The 22,720-nt window shown below is 73.0% G+C and carries 22 protein-coding genes and 2 riboswitches; of the genes, 21 read left to right on the top strand and 1 reads right to left on the bottom strand.

Features of this window, described 5'->3' with window-relative positions; all coding sequences use genetic code 11:
• The first annotated feature begins 52 nt into the window (after window positions 1-52).
• The 18 genes from BM272_RS04965 (at window position 53) to cobJ (ending at window position 19,198) form a co-directional block, all read left to right on the top strand.
• Entirely contained in the window at window positions 53-718 is a 666-nt protein-coding gene (locus BM272_RS04965; RefSeq protein ID WP_093427652.1) for a TIGR04211 family SH3 domain-containing protein, read from the top strand.
• 72 nt (window positions 719-790) lie between these two features.
• Window positions 791-1,025: riboswitch (cobalamin riboswitch) on the top strand.
• A gap of 113 nt (window positions 1,026-1,138) precedes the next feature.
• The gene (locus BM272_RS04960) at window positions 1,139-2,935 is read left to right on the top strand and encodes a TonB-dependent receptor domain-containing protein (RefSeq protein WP_159433022.1); all 1,797 of its coding nucleotides are present in this window, start codon (window positions 1,139-1,141) and stop codon (window positions 2,933-2,935) included.
• Window positions 2,920-3,726, top strand: coding sequence for an energy transducer TonB (locus tag BM272_RS04955; RefSeq protein ID WP_093427650.1), 807 nt, complete (start codon window positions 2,920-2,922; stop codon window positions 3,724-3,726). Before BM272_RS04960 ends, BM272_RS04955 begins: the two co-directional genes overlap by 16 nt.
• A gap of 66 nt (window positions 3,727-3,792) precedes the next feature.
• Entirely contained in the window at window positions 3,793-4,347 is a 555-nt protein-coding gene (locus tag BM272_RS04950; RefSeq protein ID WP_093427649.1) for a cob(I)yrinic acid a,c-diamide adenosyltransferase, read from the top strand.
• A 4-nt stretch (window positions 4,348-4,351) separates the two neighbouring features.
• On the top strand, window positions 4,352-8,746 hold the full coding sequence (locus BM272_RS04945) for a cobaltochelatase subunit CobN (protein ID WP_093427648.1): 4,395 nt from the start codon (window positions 4,352-4,354) through the stop codon (window positions 8,744-8,746).
• Entirely contained in the window at window positions 8,739-9,191 is a 453-nt protein-coding gene (locus tag BM272_RS04940; RefSeq protein WP_093427647.1) for a MotA/TolQ/ExbB proton channel family protein, read from the top strand. Before BM272_RS04945 ends, BM272_RS04940 begins: the two co-directional genes overlap by 8 nt.
• A gap of 40 nt (window positions 9,192-9,231) precedes the next feature.
• Window positions 9,232-9,498, top strand: coding sequence for a DUF2149 domain-containing protein (locus tag BM272_RS04935; RefSeq protein WP_093427769.1), 267 nt, complete (start codon window positions 9,232-9,234; stop codon window positions 9,496-9,498).
• Between the two features lie 39 nt (window positions 9,499-9,537).
• Window positions 9,538-10,143: a cob(I)yrinic acid a,c-diamide adenosyltransferase gene (gene cobO / locus BM272_RS04930; protein ID WP_093427646.1), complete on the top strand. Its 606-nt coding sequence runs from the start codon at window positions 9,538-9,540 to the stop codon at window positions 10,141-10,143.
• A gap of 78 nt (window positions 10,144-10,221) precedes the next feature.
• Window positions 10,222-10,803, top strand: coding sequence for a Uma2 family endonuclease (locus tag BM272_RS04925; protein WP_093427645.1), 582 nt, complete (start codon window positions 10,222-10,224; stop codon window positions 10,801-10,803).
• A 25-nt stretch (window positions 10,804-10,828) separates the two neighbouring features.
• The gene (locus BM272_RS04920) at window positions 10,829-12,121 is read left to right on the top strand and encodes a cobyrinic acid a,c-diamide synthase CobB (RefSeq protein ID WP_093427644.1); all 1,293 of its coding nucleotides are present in this window, start codon (window positions 10,829-10,831) and stop codon (window positions 12,119-12,121) included.
• The gene (cobA, locus tag BM272_RS04915; protein ID WP_093427643.1) at window positions 12,118-12,909 is read left to right on the top strand and encodes a uroporphyrinogen-III C-methyltransferase; all 792 of its coding nucleotides are present in this window, start codon (window positions 12,118-12,120) and stop codon (window positions 12,907-12,909) included. Before BM272_RS04920 ends, cobA begins: the two co-directional genes overlap by 4 nt.
• The gene (locus BM272_RS04910; RefSeq protein WP_093427642.1) at window positions 12,906-14,033 is read left to right on the top strand and encodes a cobalt-precorrin-5B (C(1))-methyltransferase; all 1,128 of its coding nucleotides are present in this window, start codon (window positions 12,906-12,908) and stop codon (window positions 14,031-14,033) included. The genes cobA and BM272_RS04910 overlap by 4 nt, the downstream gene beginning before the upstream one ends.
• A complete protein-coding gene (locus BM272_RS04905) occupies window positions 14,030-14,953 on the top strand; it encodes an ABC transporter ATP-binding protein (RefSeq protein ID WP_093427641.1) in 924 nt (307 codons plus the stop codon). The genes BM272_RS04910 and BM272_RS04905 overlap by 4 nt, the downstream gene beginning before the upstream one ends.
• Entirely contained in the window at window positions 14,950-15,723 is a 774-nt protein-coding gene (locus BM272_RS04900) for an ABC transporter permease (protein WP_093427640.1), read from the top strand. Before BM272_RS04905 ends, BM272_RS04900 begins: the two co-directional genes overlap by 4 nt.
• A complete protein-coding gene (gene cobG / locus BM272_RS04895; protein ID WP_093427639.1) occupies window positions 15,720-17,066 on the top strand; it encodes a precorrin-3B synthase in 1,347 nt (448 codons plus the stop codon). Before BM272_RS04900 ends, cobG begins: the two co-directional genes overlap by 4 nt.
• A complete protein-coding gene (locus tag BM272_RS04890; protein WP_093427638.1) occupies window positions 17,053-17,700 on the top strand; it encodes a precorrin-8X methylmutase in 648 nt (215 codons plus the stop codon). Before cobG ends, BM272_RS04890 begins: the two co-directional genes overlap by 14 nt.
• Window positions 17,697-18,431, top strand: coding sequence for a precorrin-2 C(20)-methyltransferase (locus tag BM272_RS04885; RefSeq protein WP_093427637.1), 735 nt, complete (start codon window positions 17,697-17,699; stop codon window positions 18,429-18,431). Before BM272_RS04890 ends, BM272_RS04885 begins: the two co-directional genes overlap by 4 nt.
• On the top strand, window positions 18,428-19,198 hold the full coding sequence (gene cobJ, locus BM272_RS04880; RefSeq protein ID WP_093427636.1) for a precorrin-3B C(17)-methyltransferase: 771 nt from the start codon (window positions 18,428-18,430) through the stop codon (window positions 19,196-19,198). The genes BM272_RS04885 and cobJ overlap by 4 nt, the downstream gene beginning before the upstream one ends.
• Here the strand turns inward: cobJ and BM272_RS04875 are convergent.
• The gene (locus tag BM272_RS04875; RefSeq protein ID WP_093427635.1) at window positions 19,165-19,944 is read right to left on the bottom strand and encodes a cobalt-precorrin-6A reductase; all 780 of its coding nucleotides are present in this window, start codon (window positions 19,942-19,944) and stop codon (window positions 19,165-19,167) included. The two genes, cobJ and BM272_RS04875, sit on opposite strands and share 34 nt — an antisense overlap.
• A gap of 26 nt (window positions 19,945-19,970) precedes the next feature.
• Here BM272_RS04875 and cbiE point away from each other — a divergent pair, with 26 nt between their 5' ends.
• The 3 genes from cbiE to cobM are packed head-to-tail and all read left to right on the top strand — an operon-like array spanning window position 19,971 to window position 22,368.
• Entirely contained in the window at window positions 19,971-21,206 is a 1,236-nt protein-coding gene (gene cbiE, locus BM272_RS04870) for a precorrin-6y C5,15-methyltransferase (decarboxylating) subunit CbiE (RefSeq protein WP_093427634.1), read from the top strand.
• Window positions 21,203-21,613: a cobalamin biosynthesis protein gene (locus BM272_RS04865; protein WP_093427633.1), complete on the top strand. Its 411-nt coding sequence runs from the start codon at window positions 21,203-21,205 to the stop codon at window positions 21,611-21,613. The genes cbiE and BM272_RS04865 overlap by 4 nt, the downstream gene beginning before the upstream one ends.
• A complete protein-coding gene (cobM, locus tag BM272_RS04860; RefSeq protein ID WP_093427632.1) occupies window positions 21,610-22,368 on the top strand; it encodes a precorrin-4 C(11)-methyltransferase in 759 nt (252 codons plus the stop codon). The genes BM272_RS04865 and cobM overlap by 4 nt, the downstream gene beginning before the upstream one ends.
• A 59-nt stretch (window positions 22,369-22,427) precedes the next feature.
• A riboswitch (cobalamin riboswitch) is annotated at window positions 22,428-22,658 on the top strand.
• The last annotated feature ends 62 nt before the right edge of the window (window positions 22,659-22,720 follow it).

Here is a 22,720-nt window from a genome sequence, read left to right as displayed (position 1 = left end):
TTATCCTGTGGGCGATCCGAATCTTCGCCCACACCGCAAAGAGGAAGGCTTGATGCGATATCTCCTGCTGGCGCTCGTCCTCCTGCTGGGGGCCCAGCCCGCCCTGGCCCAGACCACCCACTGGGTCCGCGACGTCCTCTACGTCACCCTCCGCGACGGTCCGGGGAGCCAGCACCCCGTGGTCACGGTGCTGGAGAGCGGCGATGGCATCGAGAAGCTCGAGGAGAGCGACGAGGGCGAGTACGTCCGCATCCGCACCGACGACGGCCAGGAAGGCTGGATCCAGGAACAGTACCTCTCCGAGGAGCGCACCGCGGCCCAGAAGCTCGCCGAGGTCCGCACCGAGCTGGACCAGGTAACCCAGCGCCGGGGTGCACTGGCCTCGGAGCTGGAGACCGTCACCAGCGAGCGGGACCAGCTGGCCAGCCAGGTGGAGGAGCTGGAGGGCACCATCGAGACCCTGCGCAGCGAGCTGGAAGAGGCCCGCTCCGCCGCCGAGCGCCCCCTGGAACTCGCCGAGCAGAACGAACAGCTGCGCACCGAGAACAAGGAGATGGAGACCGAGCTCAAGCGGCTTCAGGCCGAGGTCGCCGACCTGGAGGGGACCGAGAATCGCGACTGGTTCCTGGTGGGCGCCGGCGTCCTCCTGGCCGGCCTCATCCTCGGCATTATCCTTCCCCACCTGCGCGGCCGCCGCAGCAGCACCTGGGACTTCTGACCCCCGGCTTCCGGGGTGGCCCCGCCCGGGGCAACCCCGGCCCCTGCCTTGTCCGACGCCCCCCGTTTCGGCACAATATGTAGTTCTTCAGGTGCCCCGAGAGCCCGACAGGGTGACGGGGTGAAACGGGAAGACCGGTGCGCCGCGCATTCTCACCGCGCGGCAAATCCGGCGCTGCCCCCGCAACGGTAGGCGAGTCAAGTCTGCGCCCCTACGCCACTGTGCCGCCCGGCACGGGAAGGCGCGCAGGCCCGGGAACCATCCCCCGCTCGCGAGCCCGGAGACCGGCCTGGAGCTTCGATGCCGCGGGTGCGGAGGGCCCCGGGCGGCAGGGGCGTCTGCACGTTCCTCCCGCCTTGTCCTCCCCCGCGAACGATCCCCCAGCGGGTGCGCTGAACGATGTTCACACAAGGAGGAACCATGCCATTCCAGCGACGCTTGATCGCCGCTGCCGCGGCGGCCATTGCCACGACCCCGGCCGCCGCCGAGACCCAGGAACCCGTGGTGGTCACCGCCACCCGAACCGCCGAGACCGTCGACTCCACCCTCGCCCCGGTCACCGTCCTCACCCGGGAGGACATCGAACAGTCCCAGGCCGCCGACCTGCCCGAACTCCTGGCCAACCGCACCGGCATCCAGATCAGCCACAACGGCGGCCGCGGCAAGAGCAGCAGCCTCTTCCTGCGCGGCACCAACAGTGACCACACCCTCTTCCTCATCGACGGCCAGCGAGTGGGTTCGGCCACCCTGGGTGGTGCCGCCTTCCAGGACATCCCGCCGGAGATCATCGAGCGCGTGGAGGTGGTGCGCGGCCCCCGCGCCAGCCTCTACGGCGCCGACGCCATCGGCGGGGTGGTCAACATCATCACCCGTCAGGGCGAGACCGCTCATCTACGCGTAGGTGGCGGTCGCTACAACACCCGTGAGGCATCGATGGGCGTGGGCATCCAGGAGGGAAATTCCCGTCTGCGGATGGACGCCAGCTTCGCTAGTACTGACGGCTTCGATGCCAAAACGGACCAGGCCAACGGCAACGACGATGCCGATGGCTACGACAACCGCTCCCTCAACCTCCACGCCGGCCACGACTTCGGTCCGCTGGAGCTGGGCCTGGACTACTACCGCACCGACGCCGAGAACGAATATGACCCCTTTGCCGGCGGTAATAGCTACCAGGAGTCCATCCGCGATGCCGGCCACCTCAACATTGCGTTCAGTCCGGCCTCTGTATGGCAGAGCGAAGTGAGTATTGGCCAGAATCGGGACGATCAGGATACGTTCAGCGACGGTGCTTTCAGCAGCACCTTTACCACCGAGCGGACCACGGCCCACTGGCAGAATGATCTAACGATCTCCGGCCGGCAGATGCTCACGGCCGGCCTCGATTACTACGAGGACTCCGTTGAAGAGAGTACGACAGAATTCGCGGAGACCCGACGCTACAACCGTGCCGGCTACCTCCAGTACCAGTGGATGGGCCAACGATTGGACTTCCAGGTTAGTGGACGCTGGGACGACAACGAGGCCTACGGCGAACAAACCACCGGCCAGGCCGCCCTGGGCTGGCGCCTCAATGAGAGTGCCCGGCTGATCGCCAGCCACGGGACCGCCTTCAAGGCCCCGACCTTCAACGACCTCTATTATCCCGGGTTCGGCGGCCTATACGCTGGCAATCCCGATCTACAGGCGGAAGAATCCCGAACCACGGATTTCGGCATTCGGCTTCGCCAAGGGGCAGCCCGTGTCGCAGTCACTGCCTTCCGCACCGAGGTTGACCAACTCATCGACTACACCGATGACTTCTCTCAGACCACGAATGTCAACGAGGCCCGCATCCACGGCGTAGAGACCGAGGTCGGCCTCACCGGTGAGGAGTGGGACCTGGACCTCTCCATCACCTCCCTGGATACCGAGAACAAAGAGACCGGGGAGTCCCTGGACCGGCGCGCCGACCTCACCTGGCGGGTGGAGGGTGAACGCCGGGTGGGTGACTGGCGCTTCGGCGGCGGCCTGGAACACCAGGGCTCCCGCTCCGACGGCACCGCCACCCTGGGCGCTTACACCCTGGCCCGCGTCCGCGCCGCCTGGGATATTACCGAGCAGTTCACCGTGCGCAGCCGCATCGAGAACCTCACCGATGCGGACTACCAGCTCGCCGACGGCTACAACACCGCCGGCAAGTCCGCCTACGGCGAAGTGGTATGGCGGCTCCGCTGAGCCCCTCCGGGCGCGGCCTGGCGGTGGCGGTCTTCCTCTCCGCCGCCGCCCACGCCGGGACCCTGCTCATCGCCGGCTCGCCGACGGAGCCCGTCGGCGGGGCCGGCGGCGGGGCCGGTATGAGCGTCCAGCTCGCCGCCGCCGGAGGCGCCCCCGGGAGGGAGACCGGGGACGCCTCCGAGGGCGGTGACCCCGAAGAAGCCTCAGCTACCCGGGCCGAGGCCGAACCCCGCGAGGAACCGGCACCCCGGGAGGAGCCCACCGGGACCACCGCGGAACGGCCGGCACCGGAGCCGCCCGAGCCCGAGGCGTCCACCGAGCCGCAACGGACCGAGACCACCAAGGCAATCGCGACCGCGCCGAGCCCGGAACCCCCCGACGAAGAAGCCGAAGCCGGCACGAAGACCCCATCGGAACGGGCGGATGTCGGCGAGGCCACCGACCCGGCCGGCACCACCCCGAAGGACGCCAGCGACGCGGATACAACGGGCGGCGGCAGCAACAACCCGGAGGCCGACCCCGGCCACCTGCGCGCCGAGGCCCGTGGGGCGCTGGGCGAGCACTTCCGCTACCCGCCGGTGGCGGTGCGCCGCGGCTGGGAGGGCGAGGTCCGCCTCGCCTTCCGCGTCACCGCCGAGGGCGATATCCGCGACATCCAGGTCGCCCGGGGCTCCGGTCACGCCATGCTGGACGACGCCGCCCGCCGGGCCCTGGAGCGCGTCGCCCCACTGGAGGCTCCGGGCCGATCGGTGGAGCTGAAACTACCGGTGGTCTTCCGCCTGGAGGGCTGACCGGCCCACGAACGGAACAGGAACCCACTAGGCGACGACCGTCGCCCGCTACTGCAGGAGTTTCCCATGGGCAATCGCCTCTCGAAGATCTACACCCGTACCGGCGACGAGGGCCGCACCGGCCTGGGCGACGGCACCCGGGTCTCCAAGGACCACCTGCGGGTGGAGGCCTTCGGCGCCGTGGACGAGACCAACGCCACCATCGGCGTCCTGGCCACCCACGAGCTGTCCGCCGCCATCGCGCAGACCCTGGTGGAGGTCCGCCACACCCTCTTCGACCTGGGCGGCGAACTCTCCGTCCCCGGCTTCACCATGGTCACGGCCGCCCACACCGAGCGGCTGGAGGGCGACCTGGACGCCCTCAACGCCGACCTGGCGCCGCTGGAGAACTTCATCCTCCCCGGCGGCACCCGCGCGGCGGCCGAGGCCCACCTGGCGCGCACCGTCTGCCGCCGGGCCGAGCGCCGGGTCTACGCCCTCTCCCACGAGGAGGAGGTGAACCCGGAGGGGCTCAAGTACCTCAACCGCCTCTCCGACTACCTCTTCGTCGCGGCCCGCGCCATCAACCAGCACGCCGGCTGCGAGGATGTCCTCTGGCAGCCCGGCCAGCGCCCGGAGTAAGACCATGCTGCGAAGGACCGCCCACCTGATCCTGCTCACCCTCCTGCTCACGGCCCTCCCCGCCCAGGCCGCGAAGCTGGTGGGCGTGGTCTCGGAGCGCTCGGCGGCCACCCTGGCCGCCGGGGCCCACCGCTATCTGGACGCCCACCCCGGCCACGAGGTGGTTCTGCGCACCCGCGCCCAGCTCGCCGAGCTCTCGGATGAACAGGTGGCCAGTCTGTGGGCGGACGCCGACGCCGTCTTCATGGCCGGCATCTTCGGCGACGCCGCCCCGCGTCTGCGCCGGCTGCTCCAGCAGGCGCCGCCGCCGGAGGGCGCGCCGGTGCTCATCGTCAGCAGCGCCCGTTCGGTGGTCCGGGCCTCCCGCTTCGATGGCGAACGGCCCCTGGCCGATCTCGCCGGCGACGACCTGGAGGTGATCCGCGCCGATCCCGCCGCCGACGAGGACCCCCTGGCCTTCACCCGGGAGCTGGCCGCCGAGCACCCGGCGCAGGCCGACTGGCTGCGCGGCCGGGCCTACTGGCGCGGCCGGGGGGCGGAGAACGCCGCCAACCTCCTGGCCTGGCTCCTCGACCAGGGCGGGGCGGAGGTCACCGCCGGCGAGCCGCAACCGGCAGCACCGCTGCGCTATTACCAGAACGGCGAGGTGGTGGCCGCCGACGAACTGGACCTGCCCGCGGACGAGCCGGCGGTGGCGGTGCTGGCCTACGACGACGGCGACCAGGCCGGCCAGCGCGAGCTGCTGGATGGCCTCTGTGCCGCCGTCGAGGACCAGGGGCCGGCCTGCTTCACGGTCCTGGCGCGCTGGGGGGAGGCCAGCCAGCAAGCGGTGGCGCGGCTGGAGGAGGTCAGCGCCCCGGCCGAGCTGGGGGCGGTGGTCAGCCTGCAGAACTTCGTAGTGGGCGGCAGCGACGGCCGCAAGGCGGTGACCGAGCTGCTCACCGAGCTGGATGTGCCGGTGCTCAAGGGCATCCGCCTCACCGACCGCACCCGCCAGGAGTGGCGGGTCTCCGCCGACGGCCTGCCCCAGGACTCCATCCACTACCGGGTGGGCATGCCGGAGCTGCAGGGCGCCAGCCAGCCCCTGGTCCTGGCCGCCACCGAGCCCGAGCACACCGACCCGCGCACCGGCCTGCGCTTTGCCACCACCCGCCCCCTGGACGGCGAGGTGGCGGTGATGGCCGAGCGGGCCGCGAACTGGATCCGGCTGCGGAACAAGCCCAACGCCGACAAGCGCATCGGCCTCCTCTACTACAACCACCCGCCGGGCCGGCACAACATTGGCGCCGACAACCTGGACGTGCCGCGCTCCCTCATGGCCATCCTGCGCAACCTGAAACGGGCCGGCTACACCACCGGCCCGCTGCCGGAGTCCCACGAGGCCCTTCTGGACCGCATGCAGGAGCGCGGCGTGAACCTGCCGGAGAATCGCGCCGAGCAGGAGCGCCTGCACGCCAAGGTGCCCACCCTCTCGGCAGCCGACTACCGCGAGTGGTTCGACACCCTCCCCGACGCCGTCCGCGCCGAGATGACCGACGGCCCCCTGGGCTACCTCCACCAGACCCTGCACGAGGCGGAAAGGGCCGGCCGCCCCGACCTGGGCCGCGGTCTACTGGGCCGCATGCACGGCGACCTGCGCCACCTGCTGGAGGGCGCCGACCACCCCGCCACCGAGCGCGCCCGCGACCTGCTGGACCAGCTGCGCGCCGAGTACGAGGCCCTGCTGGCGGAGAAGGCCGATGCCAGCTGGGAGCAGGCCGAGGAGCTGGTGTCCGGCCTGCGTGACACCGGCATCGAGGGCCTCCACGGCTGGGGCGAGGCCCCGGGGCGGGTCATGGTCCACGACGACGACCTGCTCCTGCCCGGCCTGCGCTTCGGCAATGTCTGGATCGGCCCCCAGCCGCCCCGGGGGTGGGAGGTGAACGAGGAGCTGCTGCACGCCAACCTGGCCGTGCCGCCGCCCCACCAGTACCTGGGCTACTACCACTGGCTCAGGGACGAGTTCGAGGTCGACGCCCTGGTCCACCTGGGCCGCCACTCCACCTACGAATTCCTGCCCCGGCGCCGGGTGGGGCTCACCGACACCGACTATCCCCGGCTCATCGCCGGCAGCGTGCCCGGGATCTACCCCTACATCGTCGACGGGGTGGGCGAGGGCCTGCAGGCCAAGCGCCGCGGCCTGGCGGTGATGGTGGACCACCTCACCCCGCCGCTTTCCACCACGCCCCTCTACGACCAGCTCCTGCAACTGCGCGGCCTGGTGGAGAGCTTCGAGTCGGCGGAGGGCCAGGGCAGCACCGCCGCCCGCGAGCGCGCCCTGGAGCGGATCCGCGCCAAGATCGCCGAGCTGGACATGGCCGGCGAGCTGGAGTCGGAACTGCGCGCCGAGCGCAATAACCCGGATCTCACCCTGGACAAGGTGGGCGGCGACCTCCTGGTCCACGAGGTGGGCCACCACCTCACCGAGATGCAGGAGGAGTTCATGCCCCGCGGGCTGCACATCTTCGGCACCGACTGGGCGGCGGAGGAACGGCGCATGATGCTCCAGTCCATGGCCGGGGCCGGCGAGGTCCGCGACGAGTGGCGACGCAAGCTGCGCGTCTCGCCGCAGAGGGAGATGGACGCCCTGCTGGCTGGCCTGGACGGCGAGTTCGTCGCCCCGGGCAAGGGCAACGACCCCATCCGCACCCCGGAGGTGCTGCCCACCGGGCGCAACTTCTTCGGTCTTAACGGCAACCTGCTACCCAGCCGGGTGGGCTGGGAGATGGGCGTGCGCATGGCCGAGAACGCCCGGGAAGAGGGGAGCGACGGTGCGCCGAAGGGCAGCGAGGCGGTGGTCCTCTGGGCCTCGGACACGGTGCGTGACGAGGGTGCGATGGTGGCCTTCGGCCTGGACATGCTGGGCATCAAGCCGGTCTGGAACAGCCGCGGTATCGTCGAGGGCATCCAGCGCCAGCCGCTGGAGTCCGGCCGCTACCGCCGCGACGTCCTCTTCACCACCTCCGGCCTCTTCCGCGACCTCTACGGCCAGCTCAACGGCTGGCTGGACCAGTCGGTGCGCCTGGCCCTGGACGGCGCCAGCCAGACCATCCGCGAGAAGCACCCGGCGCTCACACCCGCCCTGGAGGCGGCCCTGAAGCCCCTGGGCGAGCTGCGCGACGCCGGCACCGAATCCCTGGCGCGCAACCTCGTGGCCGCCCACTGGGTCGCCGATACCCGGGAGGCCGTGGACCAGGGCGCCGATCCGGCCGCCGCCGGCCAGGACGCCATCTACCGCATCTACGGCGACGCCCCGGGGAGCTACGGCGCCGGCGTCAACCGCATGGCGGAGCGCTCCGGCTCCTGGAAGGAGCGCGGCGAGATCGCCGATGCCTACCGACGCCGCATGGGCCACGTCTACGGCGCCGAGGCCGGCGGCGAATCGGCCCACGACGGCCTGACCCGCAACCTGGGCCGCGTTGAGCGCACCTACCTGGGGCGGGCCTCCAACCTCTACGGCCTCATGGACAACAACGACGCCTTCGACTACCTGGGCGGGCTCTCCATGGCCGTGGAGGCGGTCTCCGGCACCGCGCCGGACAATCGCATCATCGACCACTCGAACCCGGATGACCCGCAGATGCAGGGGCTGGAGAGCGCCCTGCTCCAGGAGCTGCGCGGCCGCTACCTCAACCCCGCCTGGCTCAAGGGCCAGATGGAGCACGGCTACGCCGGCGCCCGCACCATGGGCTCCAAGTTCATGGAGTACCTGTGGGGCTGGCAGGTCACCAATCCCCGGATCATCGACGACTGGGTGTGGCAGGAGGTGAAGTCGGTCTACATGGACGACAAGCACGACCTCCAGCTCGACGAGTTCCTGGCCGAGGGCAACCGCGCCCACGTGCGCACCAACATGCTCGCCATCATGAACGTGGCCATCCAGAAAGAGTTCTGGGACGCCTCCCAGGCGACCCAAAAGGAGCTGGCCGAGAAGCTGGCGAAGGCGGTGGTCGAGAACGGCCTGCCCGGCTCCGGCCACACCCGGCCGAAGCACCCGGTCTTCGACCACGTAAAGGCGCAGATCGGGGACGACCTGGCCCGGGCCCTGGACCAGCGGCTCCGGGCCGCCGGCGGCGCCCAGCCGCAGGGAGCCGAGGGCGGCGTGACGTCGGTGACCGAGGTCCGCCAGCCCCCGGAGCAACAGTCCAGCCGTTCGGCGGCCGAGGTGGCCCGCGAGGAAACCGGCGCATCGCCCGAGCGCCAGGGGCAGCAACAGGCCGAACAGCAACGGGAACGGCAACAGGAGCAGCAGCGGGACAGCCACCTGCCCTGGTTCCTGTGGGCCACGGGGGGCCTGGCACTGCTCCTGCTGGCGGGCGGCCTCTACAACGGGATGCGAAGCGGAGGCAACCATGTTTGATGGCGTACTGGTGCAGTGGGTCCACGCCGGGGTGAGCTGGCTCCTGGAGCCGGTGCTCGCCGCCCTGGCGCTGCTGGTGGCCCTGGCGGTGTGGGAGGTGGGCCAGGCCCTGGGCGAGGGCTTCAGCGGGATCCGGCGGCTCCGCCAGGCCGGCAATGCGGCCATCGCCTCCCGGGTGGGCCGGGGGCGCATCGAGCGCGCCGACCTCATCGCGCGGGTCGGCCCCATGCTCGGCCTCATGGGCACGCTCATCCCGCTGGGCCCCGGCCTGGCCGCCCTGGGTCGCGGCGAGCTGCAGACCCTCGCCCAGGCGGTGACGGTGGCCTTCGACACCACCGTCATGGGCCTGCTGGTGGGCATCGTCGGCTTCATCCTCGGCCGGGTGCGCCGGCGCTGGTACGATCACCTGCTGGACGCGCTGGAGGGCGACCGTGGCCGGGCGTGACTGGGCGCGGGGCCGCTTCGACGAGGCCGACGCCGAGCCCATGGGCCCCATGGCCAACCTGGTGGACATCATGCTGGTCTTCGCCGTGGGCCTCATCGCCGCCCTCGCCGCCAGCCAGAACGGCCAGGACCACCCCCTCGAGGAACTCTCCCGCCAGGAGGTCACCCAGGGCCGGGAGCTACCCGAGGTCCCCGAGGGGGCCGGCGACGCCGGCTCCGGCTTCGAGCGCATGGGCCAGGTCTACCGCGATCCCGAGACCGGCAAGCTGATCATGATCCAGGGCGGGCAGGACCGGGGGAACGAGTAAACAGCCCCACGAACCACCGCCCTCAACCAGGGAACCGACATGAGCGAAGAGCAGACCGACGCCCGCTACCGCGAGCGCATGCAGAAGAAGAAGGAGATCATGGACGCTCGCATCCGTGAGGCCAGCGACGAGCGCGGCGTCATCATCGTCAACACCGGCACCGGCAAGGGCAAGAGCAGCGCCGGCTTCGGCATGGTGGCCCGCGCCCTGGGCCACGGCCAGCGGGTGGGCATCGTCCAGTTCATCAAGGGCCAGTTCGCCACCGGCGAGGAGGCCTTCTTCCGCCAGTTCGACAACGTGACCTACCACGTCATGGGCGAGGGCTACACCTGGGAGACCCAGGACCGCAGCCGGGACGTGGAGATGGCCGAGGCCGCCTGGGCCCAGGCCCGCGCCCTGCTCCAGGATGAGACCATCGACCTGGTGCTGCTCGACGAGCTGAACATCGCCCTGAAGAAGGACTTCCTCGACCTGCCCACGGTGCTGGAGGACCTGGCCAACCGCCCGCCCATGCAGCACGTGGTCATCACCGGCCGCGGCGCGCCGCAGGACCTCATCGAGATCGCCGACACCGTCACCGACATGCGCAAGGAGAAGCACGCCTTCGAGGCGGGGGTGAAGGCGCAGAAGGGGGTCGAGCTGTGATCCCGGCGAATCCCGTGGCCGGCGTTGCTACAATCGGGGCTGCTACAATCGATGCGTCGGGTACCGGGAGGGACGACCATGGGCGAGGCAGCGAGCACGACTTTTACCAGCGAGGAGTTCCTGGCCTGGGAGGCGGAACAGCCCGGCAAGCACGAATTCGTGGCCGGGGAGGCCTTCGCCATGGGCGGGGCGTCGGATCGCCATGCCACGATCTCGCTGAATATCGCGTCGGCACTTCGCGATCATCTGCGGGGCGGCCCCTGTCGCAGTTTCATGGCGGACATGAAGGTCCGCGTCGACGCAGCGGACGCCTTCTTCTATCCCGATGTCCTGGTCACCTGCGACCCGGCCGACCGGGAGCGCAGCCATTACAAGACCGCACCGACACTGATTGCGGAGGTCCTCTCTCCCTCCACGGAGGCCTTCGACCGGGGGCAGAAGTTCGCCGCCTATCGCCAACTCCCCTCGCTGCAGGAGTACCTGCTCATCGACCCGGCGCAGGGGAGCGTGGAACTCTACCGGCGGGACGAGGCGGACCACTGGGTCCTGCACGCCCACGGGCCCGGGGAGGCGGTGAGCCTGGCCAGCGTCGCCTGCACCCTGGAGGAGGCGACCATCTTCGAGGATGCCCCGCCGGGGCCGGAGCCCGAGGCCGGCTGAACTACGCCGGCCGGGGGGTGGCCGCATGAGCCGCTCCTGCCCCGCCGCCTTCATCGCCGCCCCCGGCTCCGGCCACGGCAAGACCACCGTCACCGCCGGGCTGGCCCGCTACCACCGCAACCAGGGCCGGCGGGTGCGGGTCTTCAAGACCGGCCCCGACTTCCTGGATCCCATGGTCCTGGAGCGCGCCGCCGGCCATCCGGTGGAGCCGCTGCACCTGTGGATGGTCGGGGAAGAGGCGTGCCGCCGGATGCTGGCCGAGGCCGCCGAGGAGGCCGACCTCATCCTGGTGGAGGGCTCCATGGGCCTGTTCGACGGCGACCCCTCCGGCGCCGATCTCGCCGTGGCCTTCGGCCTGCCGGTAATGGCCCTGGTGGACGCCAGCGGCATGGGTCAGACCTTCGGCGCCATGGTCCACGGCCTGGCCACCTGGCGGGACGACCTCACCATGGCCGGCGTCATCGCCAACCGCACCGGCTCCGCCGGCCACGGCCGCATGCTGGAGGCGGCCACCCCGGCAGGAGTCCCCTTCTTCGGCGCCCTCCCCCGGGACGAGGGGCTCCACGTCCCCGACCGCCACCTGGGCCTGGTCCAGGCCGGCGAGATCGACGACCTGGACCAGCGCCTGGAGGCGGCCGCGGCCGCCATCGAGGCCGCCGGGATCACCGACCTTCCGGAACCGGTGGCCTTCGAGCCCGGCCCGGAGGTCGAGCCGGTGCCCCGGCTGGAGGGCGTGCGCATCGCCATCGCACGGGATGCCGCCTTTGCCTTCCTCTACCCCGGCAACCTGGCGCTACTGGAGGCCATGGGGGTGGAGACGGTCTTCTTCTCCCCCGTGGCCGGGGATCGCCTGCCCGCCGCCGATGCCGTCTGGATCCCCGGCGGCTACCCGGAACTCCACCTGGACGCCCTGGCCGCCAACGAGGGCCTGAAGGCCGACCTGCGGGAACACCACGCCGCCGGCCGCCCCCTGCTCGCCGAGTGTGGCGGCCTGCTCTACCTGCTGGAGGAGCTGGCGGACACCGAGGGCCACGCCGCCGCCATGGCCGGGCTCCTGCAGGGACGGGGGGAGATGGCCGGCAAGCTCCAGGGGCTGGGCCTGCAGGAGGCGCCGCTGCCCGAGGGCGACCTGCGCGGCCACACCTTCCACCACAGCCGCGCCGAGGTGGGCCTGGAGCCCATCGCCCACTGCCGCCGCGCCCGGGACGGCGGCTCCGCCGCCGAGGCCGTCTACCGCGACGGCCGGCTCACCGCCACCTACCTCCACGCCTGGTTCCCCTCCAACCCGGAGGCCATCGCCGCCCTGTTTGCGCCATGACCGATCCGACCACACCCTCCATCGAACCCGGTCGCGTGGACCTGGTGGGCGCCGGCCCCGGCGACCCCGGGCTGCTCACCCTCCACGCCGCCGACGCCCTGCGACAGGCCGAGGTCCTGCTGCATGACCGGCTGATCCCGGAGGCCATCCTGGACATGGCCAACCCGGAGGCCGAACGGGTCTACGTGGGCAAGGCGCGGGCCCGGCACCACTACCGCCAGGATGCCCTCAACGAACTCATGGTGGCCCGGGCGCGGGAGGGCCGCTACGTGGTCCGCCTCAAGGGGGGCGACCCCTTCGTCTTCGGCCGCGGCGGCGAGGAGGCCGCCGCCCTGGCCGCCGAGGGGATCCCGGTTCGGGTCATCCCCGGGATCACCGCCGCCGGCGGCTGCGCCGCCTACGCCGGGATCCCGCTGACCCACCGTGACCACGCCTACCGCTGCCAGTTCGTCACCGCCCACCGCCGCGAGGGCGGCACCGAGCTGGACTGGGCCGCCCTGGTCCGGCCGCAGCAGACGGTAGTGGTCTACATGGGGCTCCACGGCCTGGAGCGGGTCTGCCACGAGATGGTCGCCGCCGGGGCGCCGGCCACCATGCCCGCCGCTCTGGTGGAGCACGGCACCCTGGAGACCCAGCGGGTGGTCACCGGCACCCTGGGCGGCCTCCCGGCCCGGGCGGAGGGTCTGGAGCTGCAGTCGCCGGCGGTGCTCATCGTCGGCGAGGTGGTCAACCTGCAGTCCACCCTGGGTCCGGCTGCCGTGGATGCCGGGGAGAAACCGGGCGAATGACGGTGGAAGGCGAGCCGCACGCGGCGGGGCCGGGGCCGAAGGTGGAGACTGCTACCCTGCGTACCGGCCTCACCACCGGAGTCTGCGCCACCGCCGCGGCCGTGGCCGCCGCGCGCCTCGCCCTGGGCCAGCGCGCCCCGGACCCGGTGCCCGTGACCCTGCCCCGCGGCGAGGCGGTCACCCTGCCCCTGCACGATAGCCGCGCCCTGGAAGGTGCCGGCGAGGCCGGGACCATCAAGGATGCCGGGGACGACCCCGACGCCACCCACGGCGCCCGGGTCTGGGCGCGGGTCCGCGCCACCCCGGACGCCGGGATCGCCTTCCTCGCCGGCGCCGGCGTGGGCACCGTCACCCGGCCCGGCCTCCCCGTCCCGGCGGGAGAGCCAGCCATCAACCCGGTACCGCGCCGGATGCTCACCGAGCACCTGGAGCGGGTGGCGGCGGAGGCCGGCCACCCCGGCGGCTTCGAGGTTACCGTGGGGGTCGACGACGGCGAGCGCATCGCCGAGCGGACCATGAATCCGCGCCTGGGGATCCGGGGCGGGATATCGATACTGGGGACCACCGGCATCGTCCGCCCGTTCTCCTGCAGCGCCTATATCGCCTCCATCCACCAGGCCATCGAGGTCGCCCGCAGCAACGGCCTGCAGCGGGTCGCGGCCTGTACCGGCGGCACCAGCGAGGACTTCGCTCGGCGCCAGTACGGCCTCGAGGATCTCGCCCTCATCGAGATGGGGGACGCCTTCGGCGCCGTCCTGAAATACCTGCGCCGCCGGCCGCTGCCCGCCCTCCTCCTGGTCGCCGGCTTCGGCAAGCTGAGCAAGTTCGCCGCCGGCCACCTGGACACCCACAGCCGCAAGTCGGCCATCGATCTCGACTTCCTGGCCCGGCAGGCGGCGGAGGCCAGCGCCGACGCGGCGCTGTGTGAGCGGATCACCGCCAGCAACACCAGCATTGAGGCGCTCGACGCCTGTCGCGAGGCCGGAGTCCCCCTGGGGAATCGCATCGCTACGCTGGCCCGCGACCGCGCCGGCGCCTACCTGCCCGCCGGCACCGGGATCGAGGTCTGCGCCGTCGACCGCAACGGCGAGCAGGTGGGCCTCGCCCCGGAGGTCGGCGTATGACCATCCCGGCCGTGACCATGGAGGGCGTCGCCAAGGACTACCCCGGCGGCCGGACCGGCCTGGCCGGGGTGGATCTCGCCATCCCCGAGGGCGCCTTCTTCGGCCTGCTCGGCCCCAACGGCGCCGGCAAGACCACCCTCATCGGCCTGCTCACCTCCCTGCTGCGCCACCAGGCAGGCACCATCCGGGTCTTCGGCCACGACGTAGTCCGCCAGCCCGTTGCCGCGCGGCGGCTCATCGGGCTGGTCCCCCAGGAGGTCAACTTCAACAGCTTCGAGCCGGTGGGCGAGATCGTGGAGACCCAGGCCGCCTACTACGGACTGAGCCCGCGCCAGGCGCGCCAACGCACCGGCGAGGTACTGGCACGGCTGGGCCTGGCCGACCGGCGGCACCAGACCGCCTGGGGGCTCTCGGGCGGCCTCAAGCGGCGGCTCATGCTGGCGCGGGCCCTGGTCCACCAACCCCGACTGCTGGTCCTGGACGAGCCCACCGCCGGCCTCGACCTGGCGGCGCGCCACGACCTCTGGGCGCTGCTGCGGGAACTCAATGCCGACGGCGTGACCATCCTCCTGACCACCCACTACCTGGAAGAGGCCGAGGAGCTCTGCCGGGAGCTGGCCATCATCGACGGCGGCGAACTCATCGCCCGCGGGACCACCGGCGATCTCCTGCGCTCCCTGGACCACCAGACCCTGGTCCTGGAGCTGGCCGTCCCAACGGCGGAGCTCCCGGTGCTCGCGGATGCCGCGGTGCGCCGGGTGGACGACCACACCCTGGAGCTGGACATCCCCCGCGGCACCCCAGTGAACCAGCCGCTAGCGGATCTCCACCGGCAGGGGGTGACGGTGGCCGGCCTGCGCAACCGGAGCAACCGGCTGGAGGCCCTCTTCCTGGAACTCACCGGCGGGGGGCAGGCATGAATATCGCCCTCCACTGGTTCGCCTACCGCGGCCTGGTGGTCAAGCAGGTGCGCCGCTTCCTGCGCGCCTGGGTCCAGAACCTCCTGCCCTCGGTGGTCACCGCCACCCTCTTCCTGGTGGTCTTCGGCCACCTGGTGGGGCGGGAGCTGGGCGGGATGGGCGGCGTCGCCTACGCCGACTTCATCCTCCCCGGCCTGGTAATGCTGGCGGTGATCACCAACGCCTACAGCAACGTCACCCTGGCGGTATACGGCGCACGGCTGCAGCGCCACATCGAGGAGATCCTGGTCGCCCCCATGCCGGCGTGGCTGGTGGTGGCCGGCTTCGCCACCGGCGGGCTGCTGCGCGGGCTGCTCGCCGGGGCGCTGGTGCTGGCCATCGCCCTCCCCTTCACCGATCTGGCGCTGCACCACATCGGCGCCACCGCCGGCATCGCCGTGCTCACGGCGCTGCTCTTCTCCCTGGCGGGCCTGATCAACGGCGTCTTCGCGCGCAGCTTTGACCACACCTCGGTGGTGAACACCTTCGTCCTTACCCCGCTCATCTACCTGGGCGGGCTCTTCTACCCCGTCTCCCGACTGCCGGAGCCGTGGGATACCGTCGCCGCCGCCAACCCCATGCACTACATCATCGAGGGCTTCCGCCACGGCCTCCTGGGCGCCAGCCCGGTGGCGTGGACCACCACCTTTGCCGTCCTCGCCGCCGCCACGGTGGTGGTGGGCTGGCTCGCCTGGTACCTGGTCGCCCGGGGTGTGAGGATCAAGGCATGAGCGGGGTGATCCGCAACGCCTGCCCGGGGGTGGCCGCCCCCATGGCCACCGGCGACGGCCTGCTGCTGCGCCTGCGCCAGCCCCTGGCCGGGCTCACCGCGTCGGCAGCCCGGGCCGTGGCGGAGGCCGCCGAGGCGCACGGCTCCGGCACCCTGGAGCTGACCATGCGCGCCGGGCTCCAGCTGCGCGGTATCGCCCCCCAACGGGCGGAGGCCGCGCACGGGCGGCTGGTCGCCGCCGGCCTGGCCGAGTCCGACGCCGGCCGGGAGGCGGTGCGCAATGTCGTGGCCGCGCCGCTGGCCGACCGCGATCCCGCCGCGGCCGCGGACATCACCGCCGTTGCCGAGGCCGTCGCCAATACCCTCACCGCCGACCCGGCCCTGCAGGCCCTGCCGCCCAAGGTGGGGGTCGTGGTGGATGGCGGGGGTGGCGCCCACGTGGGCGAGGTCACCGGCGACCTGCGCCTGGAGGCGGTGGACCCCGGTCGGTTCCGGGTCGCCCTGGGGGGGACGGCGGCCGACGCCGAGCCCCTGGGCAGCGTGGCCGTGGAGGCTGCACCGGCCCTGGTGAGCCGGCTGCTCCATCGCTTCCTGGCGCTGCGCGACGCCGACCCGTACCCACCGGGACGGGTGGCAGCGGCCGTGAGCCGTTACGGGACCGCGCCCTTCATCGAGGCGGCCGGCGACGCACTGGGGCCCGTGGCGGACCGGCCGTTGGAGCCGGTTAGCCTGGAGCGGGTGCTTGGCCCCCAGAACGGCTGGCTGGGGGCCGCCTTCCCCTTCGGCGTCCTGGAGGCGAGGCAGCTGCGACGGCTGGCCGAACTGCTGGGGCCGGGGGGAACCCTGCGGGTCACACCCTGGCGGACGCTGGCCCTGACGGACCCCCTGCCGGGGGCAGAGGCGGAACTCGCCCCCGGGGGCGCCATCCTCGACCCCGGCGACCCGCGGCTGGCGCTGGAGGCGTGCCCCGGCCGGGCCGGGTGCAGCGCCGGCACCACCGCCACGCGCCCCGATGCCACCGCCGCCGGGGCGGCCGTGCCGGCACTCATCGCCGCCGGCGGTCGCCTCCACGTCGCCGGCTGCGACAAGGCATGCGGCGCCCCGACGCAACCCGCCCTGACCCTGGTCGCCGAGGCCGGACACTATACCCTCGCCCTGGGCAGCGCCGACGGCCCCGTCCTCCGGGCAGGGCTGGATCCGGCCGCCGTCCCCGCCACGCTGGCGGCCCTAGACGCCGCCCTGCGCCACCACCGCCAAAACGGCGAGGGAACCGGCACGACCCTGGCCCGGCTGGGCCCCGAATTCCTGCGAACATGGCTGGAGGAAGCCAGTGACCCCGAGTGACTTCTCGATTCCGGAGTACGAGCACGATGGCGCCGCCATCTACCGCGAATCCTTCGCCACCATCCGCGCCGAGAGCGACCTGAAGCGCTTCCCGGCGGCCCTGGAGACGGCGGTGGTACGCATGATCCACGGCTGCGGCATGCCCGACATCGCCGACGCCGTCGGCTTCTCGCCCGGCGTGGCCGAGGCGGTCCGGTCAGCGCTGGTTGGTGGCGCCCCCATCCTCTGTGACAGCGAGATGGTCGCCCACGGCATCACCCGGGCCCGCCTGGCGGCGGCCAACCGGGTGGTCTGCACCCTGCGCGACGAGCGCGTGCCGGCGCTGGCGGCGGAAATCGGCAATACCCGCTCCGCCGCCGCCCTGGAGCTGTGGCGATCCGAGCTGAAGGGCGCGGTGGTCGCCATCGGCAACGCCCCCACGGCCCTCTTCCGGCTGCTGGAACTCCTGGCCGAGGGGGCGCCGCCACCGGCGGCCATCGTCGGTATCCCGGTGGGCTTCGTCGGCGCCGTGGAGAGCAAGGCCGCGCTGGCGGAGAACCCCTGGGAGATCCCCTACCTCACCGTCCACGGTCGGCGCGGCGGCAGCGCCATGGCCGCCTCGGCCGTGAACGCCCTGGCAGGAGAGCCGGAATGAGCACGAACAGCGGAACCCTCTGGGGCCTCGGCGTCGGCCCCGGCGACCCGGAGCTGATGACGCTCAAGGCGGTCCGCCTGCTACAGGCGAGCCCGGTGGTCGCCTACTTCTGCCGGCGCGGCGGCTCCGGCCAGGCGCGCGCCATCGCCGAGACCCACATCCCGGCCTCAGCCACGGAGCTGGCGCTCACCTACCCGGTGACCACGGAGCTGCCCCACGACAGCCCCGAGTACCGGGAGCGCATCGAGGCCTTCTTCGACCAGGCCGCCGAGGAGGTCGCCGCCCACCTGGCCGCCGGCCGGGACGTGGCGGCCCTCAACGAGGGCGATCCCTTCTACTACGGCTCCTTCATGCACCTGCAGCTCCGCCTGCAGGGGCGCCACCCGGTGGCGGTCGTCCCGGGGGTCACCTCCACCCAGGCCGCCGCGGCGGGCCTGCCCCGGCCGCTGGTCATGCGCGACGACGCCCTCCACGTCATCCCCGGCACCCTGCCCACGGAGCGGTTGCGCGCGGCCCTCACCGAAGGAGATGCCGTCGCCATCATGAAGGTGGGCACCAACCTGCCGCGCATCGCCGGGCTCCTGGACGAGCTGGACCTCACCTCGCGCGCCTGGTACGTGGAGTCGGCCAGCGGCGCCGGTGAGCGGATCCTGCCGCTGGCCGAAGTAGCGCGGGAGAAGGCCCCCTACTTCTCCCAGATCCTGATCCCCGGCGAGGGGGTGCGGCGATGAGCGGTGCGGGCTGGGTGAAGATCGTCGGCGTCGGCCCCGGGCCGGCGTCCTGGACCACGCCGGAGGCGGATGCGGTGGTCGCCGGGGCCACCGACCTGGTGGGCTACGGCCCCTACCTGGACCGGGTGGAGACCGCGGGCCAGCGCCGCCACGCCTCCGACAACCGGGAGGAGCTGGACCGTGCCGCCCATGCCCTGGACATGGCCGCCGACGGCGCCCGGGTGGCGGTCATCTCCGGCGGCGACCCCGGGATCTTCGCCATGGCGGCGGCGGTCCTGGAGGCGCTGGAGGGCGGCGAGCCCGGCCGCTGGGACGGGGTGGGGGTGGGCGTGGTCCCGGGACTCTCCGCCCTGCAGGCGGTGGCCGCCCGCGCCGGGGCCCCCCTGGGCAACGACTTCTGCGCCATCTCCCTCTCCGACAACCTCAAGCCCTGGGCGCTCATCGAGCACCGGCTGCGGCTGGCGGCGGAGGCCGACTTCGCCATCGCCCTCTACAACCCCATCTCCCGCGCCCGCCCCTGGCAGCTGGGCGCCGCCCTGGAGCTGTTGCGCGCGGTCCGGGCCCCCGCCACCCCGGTGGTGCTGGGCACGGCGGTGGGCCGCGGGGAGAAGGAGCGCGTGGTCACCACGACCCTGGCCGAGGCCGCCCCGGAGCAGGCCGACATGAGCACCCTGCTCATCATCGGCGCCTCCACCACCCGCCGGATCACGGCACCCGACGGGAGCGAGCGGGTCTACACCCCGCGCTGGCACGAGGGGCTGTCGTGACCGGCGGCCAGGCCCTCCAGCCACGCCAGCGCCTCCCCGGGGGTGGTACAGTGGCGGTGCACGCCCGCCGGCAGGGGCGGCCGTTCCACCATGACCACCGGGATCCCGCGCTCCCGGGCGGCGTCGAGCTTGCCGCGGGTGGCCTCCCCGCCGCTGGCCTTGGTCACCAGCGCCTGGATATCGTGCTCGGCCATGAGCGCCGCCTCCGAGGCGGCATCGAAGGGGCCGCGCGCCTGGATATAGCGGGCGCGGGGCAGCGCCGGCGGCGGCTCCGGCGGATCGATGGTGCGGATGACGTAGTCCTTCTCCGGCGCCGCCTCGAAGGGGGCGAGCTCGTTGCGCCCGGTGGTCACCAGCACCCGCTCCCCCAGGGGGCGCAACGCCGCCACGGCGGCATCGAGATCGGCCACCGGCCGCCAGTCGTCCCCCGGACGCGGCTCCCAGGCGGGGCGGACCAGCGCCGCCAGGGGGATGTCGGCGGCGCGGGCGGCCGCGGCGGCGTTGGCGCTGATCCCGGCGGCGAAGGGGTGGGTGGCATCGACCACCGCCCCCACCGCCTGCTCGCGCAGCCAGGCGGCCAGGCCGTCAATACCGCCGAAGCCGCCGGTGCGCACGGTCACCGGCAGATCGGCGGCGCGCCGGACCCGGCCGGCCAGGGAGGCGGTCGCCTGCAGCCGGGGATGATCGGCGAGCAGGCCGGCCAGCTCCCGCGCCTCGGCGGTGCCGGCGAGCAGGAGGACGTGCATGGATTCCCTCCGGGAGGTACAAACGGATGGACAGCGTAAACGCGGACGGCACGCCAGCGCCATGGCTGGCGGTGGTGGGGCTGGGCGATGACGGCCCGGCGGGGCTGGCCCCCCGCGCCCGTTCCCTGGTGGAAGAGGCCGGGACGGTCTTCGGCGGCGAGCGCCACCTGGGGCTCCTGCCGGAGCAGTCCGGCCAGGAGCGGATCCCGTGGCCGTCGCCGCTGACCGAAGCGCTGCCCTGGATCGAGGCGCGCCGCGGCCGGCCGGTCTGCGTCCTGGCCAGCGGCGACCCCTTCTGGTACGGCATCGGCGCCACCCTCGCCCGCCACCTGCCGGCGGCGGAGATGGAGGTGGTGCCGGCACCGTCGGCCTTCAGCCTGGCCGCGGCCCGGCTGGGCTGGCCGTTGCAGGAGACCCGCTGCCTCTCCCTCCACGGCCGCGCCCTGGAGCGCATCCATCCCTGGCTCCAGGAGGGCGCCCGGCTGCTGGTACTGAGCTGGGACGGCACCACCCCGGCGGCGCTGGCGCAGCGGCTCACCGAGCGCGGCTTCGGCGGCTCCCGGCTCACCGTGCTGGAACACCTGGGCGGGACCGCCGAGGACCGCCGTACGACCCGCGCCGCCGACTGGAGCGAGCCGGAAACCGCCGCCCTGAACACCGTGGCCGTGGAGTGCCGGGCGGAGCCCGGTGCCCGGATCATCCCGCGCAGCCCGGGGCGGCCGGAGTCCGCCTTCCACCACGACGGCAACATCACCAAGCGGGAGGTGCGGGCCGTGGCCCTGGCCCGACTGGCGCCGGAGAGCGGCGAGCGGCTGTGGGATCTCGGCGCCGGCTCCGGCGCCGTGGGCGTGGAGTGGATGCTCACCGACCCGGCGAACCACGCCGTGGCGGTGGAGCACCGCACCGACCGGCTGGAGAACATCGCCGCCAACGCCCGGGAATTCGGGGTCCCGGACCTGGAGTGCATCCAGGGCCGGGCCCCGGACGCCCTGGCCGGCCTGCCCGATCCGGATGCCATCTTCATCGGCGGCGGTCTGACCTCCCCGGGCCTGCTGGAGCGCTGCCACGCGGCGCTCCCCACCGGCGGCCGCCTGGTGGCCACCAGCGTCACGGTGGAGGGGGACGCGGCCCTGGCCGCCGCCGCCGACCGCTACGGCGGGGAGCTCTCCCGGCTCGCCGTGGAGCGCGCCGAACCCCTGGGTGGCTTTACCGGCTGGGCGCCCCTGCGGCCGGTCACCCTCTGGTCCCTGGTGGCGGAATGATCGCCCTGGGGGTGGGTTTCAGCTCCCGCTGCGAAGCGCGGGACCTGGTCGAGCTGGCCACCGGGGTGTGGCAGGCATTGCCGGCCGACGCCCGGCGGGACGGCGGCCGAATCGCCACCCTGGCCCACAAGCGCGACAGCGGACTGCTGGAGGCGGCGGCCCGCCAAATGGGGCTGGAGCCGGTCTACCTGGAGCCCCCGGACCTGGCCCCCTTCCAGCCCGGCCGAACCCCCTCCGCCGCGGCGGAGGCCGCCGTGGGCCTCGCCTCGGTGGCCGAGGCCGCCGCCCTGGCCGCGGCCGGCCCCGACGCGACACTGCTTACGGGCCGCACGACCAGCGGCGGCGCCACCTGCGCCGCCGCCCGCGGCGGCCACGACACCGCATTCAATCATCGGGAGGAACCATGACCGTCCACTTCATCGGCGCCGGCCCCGGCGCCCCCGACCTGCTCACCCTGCGCGGGCGCGATCGCATCGCGGCCTGCCCGGTCTGTCTCTACGCCGGCTCCCTGGTCCCCGAGGAGGTCCTGGCCCACGCCCCGGCCGATGCCCGCGTGGTCAACACCGCGCCCATGACCCTCGACGAGATCATGGCCGAGATCGAGGCGGCCCACGCCGCCGGCCAGGACGTCGCCCGCCTCCACTCCGGGGACCTCTCCGTCTACAGCGCCCTGAGCGAACAGGTCCGCCGCCTGGAGGCCGCCGGCATCGACTACACCATCACCCCCGGCGTCCCGGCCTTCTCCGCCGCCGCCGCCACCCTGGGCCGGGAGCTCACCGTCCCGGAGGTGGCCCAGTCGGTGGTCCTCACCCGGACCCAGGGGCGAGCCTCCTCCATGCCCTGCGGCGAGACCCTGGAGGCCTTCGCCGCCACCGGCTCCACACTGGCCGTCCATCTCTCCCTGCACAATATCGAGGACGTAGTGGCGCGGCTGACCCCCTACTACGGCGCCGACTGCCCCGCGGCCGTGATCCTGCGCGCCAGCTGGCCCGACGAGACCGTTCTCACCGGCCGCCTGGAGACCATCGCCGGCCAGGCAGAGGCCCTGGAGACCCGCCGCACCGCCCTCATCCTGGTGGGGCCGGCCCTGGAGCCCGGCGAGTTCCGCGACAGCGCCCTCTACGACCCCGCGCACGTCCGGCGCTTCCGCGGCATGGATTGACCCCGACGGGGGTGCCTCTTAGGATTCCGCGCTCCTGGCGGCCATCGAGCCGCTGACAATTCGACCTACCCGCCCCAGGTGCCCCGCGGATCGGCAGTCCACGGGGTGAAACGGGAAGTCCGGTAGGCCCACGACGGGTCGAGCCGGCGCTGCCCCCGCAACGGTAGGCGAGTGATGGGACGACCGATGAGCCACTGCGCGCGAGCGCGGGAAGGCGGTCGTCCCGGCTTCCGGAAGGGCCGGAATGCCAGCTCGCCAGCCCGGAGACCGGCCTGGGGTCCGGCTACGGCACTGCGGAGGGCGGTGCCGGGCTCCGGGCCGGCTCCCCCTTCCGCCGACCCGGGTCCCTCTC

The sequence above is a fragment of the Thiohalospira halophila DSM 15071 genome, assembly GCF_900112605.1.
GTDB classification, from domain to species: Bacteria; Pseudomonadota; Gammaproteobacteria; order Thiohalospirales; family Thiohalospiraceae; genus Thiohalospira; species Thiohalospira halophila.
Note: the sequence above shows the minus strand (reverse complement) of the source record. Positions and strands in the feature narration are given on the sequence as shown.